2 tRNA genes and 3 rRNA genes are annotated in these 5984 nt (G+C 51.5%); all 5 read left to right on the top strand.

Going from position 1 to position 5984, the window contains the following annotated elements:
* Nucleotides 1–491: 491 nt before the first annotated feature.
* The 5 genes from ABWV33_RS22380 to rrf all read left to right on the top strand — a co-directional run bounded on the left by ABWV33_RS22380 (nucleotide 492) and on the right by rrf (nucleotide 5950).
* Nucleotides 492–1953: ribosomal RNA gene (locus ABWV33_RS22380) — 16S ribosomal RNA — on the top strand.
* Nucleotides 1954–2193: 240 nt separating this feature from the next.
* A tRNA-Ile gene (locus tag ABWV33_RS22375) sits at nucleotides 2194–2270 on the top strand.
* A gap of 115 nt (nucleotides 2271–2385) precedes the next feature.
* A tRNA-Ala gene (locus ABWV33_RS22370) sits at nucleotides 2386–2461 on the top strand.
* A gap of 415 nt (nucleotides 2462–2876) precedes the next feature.
* Nucleotides 2877–5708: ribosomal RNA gene (locus tag ABWV33_RS22365) — 23S ribosomal RNA — on the top strand.
* A 127-nt stretch (nucleotides 5709–5835) separates the two neighbouring features.
* Nucleotides 5836–5950 (top strand): 5S ribosomal RNA (gene rrf / locus ABWV33_RS22360).
* The 16S, 23S and 5S rRNA genes sit together here with 2 tRNA genes alongside, the layout of an rRNA operon.
* Nucleotides 5951–5984: the final 34 nt, after the last annotated feature.

The raw sequence follows: 5984 nt of genomic DNA, 5'->3' as shown, positions 1-5984 counted from the left end.
TGGTGATTTTGTTGGTTTTTGTGTATTTAGGGGTTGCGGGTATTTGGTGTTAGGACTAGAACCCCCTTCACCGGCGGCGCTGAGGCGCTACTGAGACACACTGGACGGGACGGCGGGAACGCTGGAATGAACAGGAAACACAGCGGAGAGACGCTGGAGAATTTGGGATATTGGCAAGCGGGCGCGCTGAGATAATTGGCGCATCTGTTGGTTTTTGTCTCTGGGGCTTATGTTCCGACGTTGTTTGAAAATTGAATATCTGAAGAGATATGTGGGCGGTTTGGTCTATTTCGATGGATCAACCTCTTCATATCAACGCCGGTAGGGTTTCGACCCGATGACCGGTGTCAGCTTCACTGTTTGGACGGTTTCTTGTTATCTTTGGATAACCTGAAGCACAACAAACAGAAAAGACGCATGATGGTTTCAGTAAGGCCATTGTGTGGATGTGCAGAGGTTCGAACGTCAAGGACATGGTCGCAAGACCATTTCAACTTGAGAGTTTGATCCTGGCTCAGAACGAACGCTGGCGGCAGGCCTAACACATGCAAGTCGAGCGCACTCTTCGGAGTGAGCGGCGGACGGGTTAGTAACGCGTGGGAATATGCCCTTCTCTAAGGAATAGCCACTGGAAACGGTGAGTAATACCTTATACGCCCTTCGGGGGAAAGATTTATCGGAGAAGGATTAGCCCGCGTAAGATTAGATAGTTGGTGGGGTAATGGCCTACCAAGTCTACGATCTTTAGCTGGTTTTAGAGGATGATCAGCAACACTGGGACTGAGACACGGCCCAGACTCCTACGGGAGGCAGCAGTGGGGAATCTTGGACAATGGGCGCAAGCCTGATCCAGCCATGCCGCGTGAGTGATGAAGGCCTTAGGGTCGTAAAGCTCTTTCGCCAGAGATGATAATGACAGTATCTGGTAAAGAAACCCCGGCTAACTCCGTGCCAGCAGCCGCGGTAATACGGAGGGGGTTAGCGTTGTTCGGAATTACTGGGCGTAAAGCGCACGTAGGCGGATCAGAAAGTAAGGGGTGAAATCCCAGGGCTCAACCCTGGAACTGCCTCTTAAACTCCTGGTCTTGAGTTCGAGAGAGGTGAGTGGAATTCCGAGTGTAGAGGTGAAATTCGTAGATATTCGGAGGAACACCAGTGGCGAAGGCGGCTCACTGGCTCGATACTGACGCTGAGGTGCGAAAGTGTGGGGAGCAAACAGGATTAGATACCCTGGTAGTCCACACCGTAAACGATGAATGCCAGTCGTCGGGTAGCATGCTATTCGGTGACACACCTAACGGATTAAGCATTCCGCCTGGGGAGTACGGTCGCAAGATTAAAACTCAAAGGAATTGACGGGGGCCCGCACAAGCGGTGGAGCATGTGGTTTAATTCGAAGCAACGCGCAGAACCTTACCAACCCTTGACATCCTAGGACAACTCCAGAGATGGAGCCTTCCTTCGGGACCTAGTGACAGGTGCTGCATGGCTGTCGTCAGCTCGTGTCGTGAGATGTTCGGTTAAGTCCGGCAACGAGCGCAACCCACATCTTTAGTTGCCAGCAGTTCGGCTGGGCACTCTAAAGAAACTGCCCGTGATAAGCGGGAGGAAGGTGTGGATGACGTCAAGTCCTCATGGCCCTTACGGGTTGGGCTACACACGTGCTACAATGGCAGTGACAATGGGTTAATCCCAAAAAACTGTCTCAGTTCGGATTGGGGTCTGCAACTCGACCCCATGAAGTCGGAATCGCTAGTAATCGCGTAACAGCATGACGCGGTGAATACGTTCCCGGGCCTTGTACACACCGCCCGTCACACCATGGGAGTTGGGTTTACCCGAAGGCCGTGCGCCAACCTTTCGAGGGGGCAGCGGACCACGGTGAGCTCAGCGACTGGGGTGAAGTCGTAACAAGGTAGCCGTAGGGGAACCTGCGGCTGGATCACCTCCTTTCTAAGGATGTTCCTAGTCAGCATGAACTTGTTCATACTCGTGGAACACTTAGCAACGGTCAGTATACAAAACTGACCAAACATCGGATCAGGCCGTCCTCATATCTCTTCAGACAACCGCGGCAGCGGCCGTTATCGGCAGCTGTTCGGTGACATAACCACTGAGTGCTGCTCTCGGGTATTGCTTTGCAATATCCTGTCGCACACCGATTTAGTTTTTGAGGTTCAAAAACATAAATCTGGGTCGGTAGCTCAGGTGGTTAGAGCGCACGCCTGATAAGCGTGAGGTCGGAGGTTCAAGTCCTCCTCGACCCACCAACCTGCACTTTGCCTGCAAAGTGCCAGGAACGACGGTGCCCCTTGATGGAAAGTGACAGTGTCTTTTGCGTGCAAAAGATCACGACAACGATCCCACAATTGCGCACCTCATGATGGGGCCTTAGCTCAGATGGGAGAGCGCCTGATTTGCATTCAGGAGGTCAGGAGTTCGATCCTCCTAGGCTCCACCAACACACCATGAAGAACACATCTTCAAGCATTCCTGAGAATGTTTGAACGTCTGTTCTTCAGACGAATTGACATCGTATAGAGAGAAAATATCAACACTGTTGATCCTGCCGAGTGTGGCAAGCGATCTCAGTTTGGTGTCTGAGCCTTCGGGTTTAGACAAGCATATGACATAGGTTGTTTCCTCGACCTCTCATGTGTTTGCCAGCTGAAAAAAACAGAGTTGTCCAAGTCAAGTATACTAACCCGAGCAACCGCGTTGTTCAGCTGCACGGCTGAATGACCACACGGGTTGCTCATTGTTCCTGTCCATGTGGCAGGAGCGGGAAAATGTATGTTTTTGGTTCAGAAAGATAAGCTACAGTTTCTTACCAGCTTCTGTAGTCGATTGACGCAAGTCTTTCTTTTTCTGGATCAAATCAAGCGCGAAAAGGGCGTTTGGTGAATGCCTTGGCAGTAAGAGGCGATGAAAGACGTGATACTCTGCGATAAGTCATGGGGAGCTGAGAATAAGCTTTGATCCATGAATTTCTGAATGGGGCAACCCACCTGATATTCTATTATTGTTAACCGCAAGGTTGCTCAATAGTAGGGTAAACCAGGTACTTTTAGACTGAATACATAGGTTTAAAAGAGCAAACCCGGGGAACTGAAACATCTAAGTACCCGGAGGAAAGGAAATCAATTGATACTCCGCTAGTAGTGGCGAGCGAACGCGGATCAGCCGAGCCAGATAAGTGACCAGAACATGTTGGGAAGCATGGCCATAGCGGGTGATAGCCCCGTATGGGAAGCTTTGATGGACGTATTAAGTAGGGCGGAACACGTGAAATTCTGTCTGAAGATCGGAGGACCACCTTCGAAGGCTAAGTACTCCTTACTGACCGATAGTGAACCAGTACCGTGAGGGAAAGGTGAAAAGCACCCCGACGAGGGGAGTGAAACAGTACCTGAAACCGAACGCCTACAATCAGTTGGAGGGCCCTTGCGGCCTGACAGCGTACCTTTTGTATAATGGGTCATCGACTTGGTCTATCTAGCAAGCTTAAGCCGTTAGGTGTAGGCGCAGCGAAAGCGAGTCTTAATAGGGCGAATGAGTTAGGTGGATCAGACCCGAAACCGAGTGATCTAGGCATGATCAGGATGAAGGTAAGGTAACACTTACTGGAGGTCCGAACCCACACCTGTTGAAAAAGGTCGGGATGAATTGTGCCTAGGGGTGAAAGGCCAATCAAACTCGGAGATAGCTGGTTCTCTGCGAAATCTATTTAGGTAGAGCGTCATCCGAATACCCTCGGGGGTAGAGCACTGGATGGGTAATGGGGCCCCACAGGCTTACTGATCCTAACCAAACTCCGAATACCGAGGAGTACTAGATGGCAGACACACTGCGGATGCTAACGTCCGTAGTGGAGAGGGAAACAACCCTGACCTCCGGCTAAGGCCCCTAATTCATGGCTAAGTGGGAAAGCAGGTGGGACGACCAAAACAACCAGGAGGTTGGCTTAGAAGCAGCCATCCTTTAAAGATAGCGTAACAGCTCACTGGTCTAATTAAGTTGTCCTGCGGCGAAGATGTAACGGGGCTCAAGCCATGAGCCGAAGCCGAGGATGCACATAGTGCATGGTAGCAGAGCGTAGTGTGACATAGTCTCATTCCTCCTTAACTCCTTCGGGAGTATTGGAGGAGAGAGGCTTTCGATGAAGCCGGGCTGTAAGGCATCCGGTGGAGAGATCACTAGTGAGAATGATGACATGAGTAGCGACAAAGAGTGTGAGAGACACTCTCGCCGAAAGTCCAAGGGTTCCTGCTTAAAGCTAATCTGAGCAGGGTAAGCCGACCCCTAAGGCGAGGCCGAAAGGCGTAGTCGATGGGAACCAGGTTAATATTCCTGGGCCAGGAAGTGGTGACGGATCTCGAAGGTAGTTCATCCTTATTGGATTGAATGGGCTGCTTAGAGGTTCCTGGAAATAGCCCTTCCATGAGATCGTACCCTAAACCGACACAGGTGGACTGGTAGAGAATACCAAGGCGCTTGAGAGAACGATGTTGAAGGAACTCGGCAAAATACCTCCGTAAGTTCGCGAGAAGGAGGCCCGGTTCCTAGGCAACTAGGGGCTGGGGGCACAAACCAGGGGGTGGCGACTGTTTATTAAAAACACAGGGCTCTGCGAAGTCGTAAGACGACGTATAGGGTCTGACGCCTGCCCGGTGCCTGAAGGTTAAAAGGAGGGGTGAGAGCTCTGAATTGAAGCCCAGGTAAACGGCGGCCGTAACTATAACGGTCCTAAGGTAGCGAAATTCCTTGTCGGGTAAGTTCCGACCTGCACGAATGGCGTAACGACTTCCCCGCTGTCTCCAACATCGACTCAGCGAAATTGAATTACCTGTCAAGATGCAGGTTACCCGCGGTTAGACGGAAAGACCCCGTGCACCTTTACTACAGCTTCACATTGGCATTAGGCCGAGCATGTGCAGGATAGGTGGTGGGCTTTGAAACAGAAACGCCAGTTTCTGCGGAGCCTCCCTTGAGATACCACCCTTGCTCTGCTTGATGTCTAACCGCGGTCCGTTATCCGGATCCGGGACCCTGTGTGGCGGGTAGTTTGACTGGGGCGGTCGCCTCCTAAAGCGTAACGGAGGCGCGCGAAGGTTGGCTCAGAGCGGTCGGAAATCGCTCGTTGAGTGCAATGGCAGAAGCCAGCCTGACTGCAAGACTGACAAGTCGAGCAGAGTCGAAAGACGGCCATAGTGATCCGGTGGTCCCGAGTGGAAGGGCCATCGCTCAACGGATAAAAGGTACGCCGGGGATAACAGGCTGATACTGCCCAAGAGTCCATATCGACGGCAGTGTTTGGCACCTCGATGTCGGCTCATCTCATCCTGGGGCTGGAGCAGGTCCCAAGGGTACGGCTGTTCGCCGTTTAAAGAGGTACGTGAGCTGGGTTTAGAACGTCGTGAGACAGTTCGGTCCCTATCTGCCGTGGGTGTAGGATACTTGAGAGGAGTTGCCCCTAGTACGAGAGGACCGGGGTGAACGTTCCACTGGTGGACCAGTTATCGTGCCAACGGTAGTGCTGGGTAGCTATGAACGGACAGGATAACCGCTGAAGGCATCTAAGCGGGAAGCCCCCCTCAAAACAAGGTATCCCTGAGAGCCGAGGTAGACCACCTCGTCGATAGGCCAGAGATGTAAGTGCAGTAATGCATTCAGTTGACTGGTACTAATGGCTCGATAGGCTTGATTTGATCCAGTAAAAGCAAGACTTTTACGGACAAACAAAAGCATACATCACACTAAATACATGACAAATAGACAACGTTGATATTTTCCCTGCGATCAAAAAAATCGCAGGAAATCGAGGTATTTATTCGGTTTGGTGGCCATAGCACAAGTGAAACACCCGGTCCCATCCCGAACCCGGAAGTTAAGCACTGTCGCGCCGATGGTACTGCGTCTTAAGACGTGGGAGAGTAGGTCACCGCCAAACCTAATAAATACCTCATAATCTCTAAACGATCACA

The organism is Phaeobacter sp. NW0010-22 (assembly GCF_040365955.1).
GTDB lineage: Bacteria > Pseudomonadota > Alphaproteobacteria > Rhodobacterales > Rhodobacteraceae > OMPR01.
This window is presented reverse-complemented; position numbering and strand designations above follow the sequence as displayed.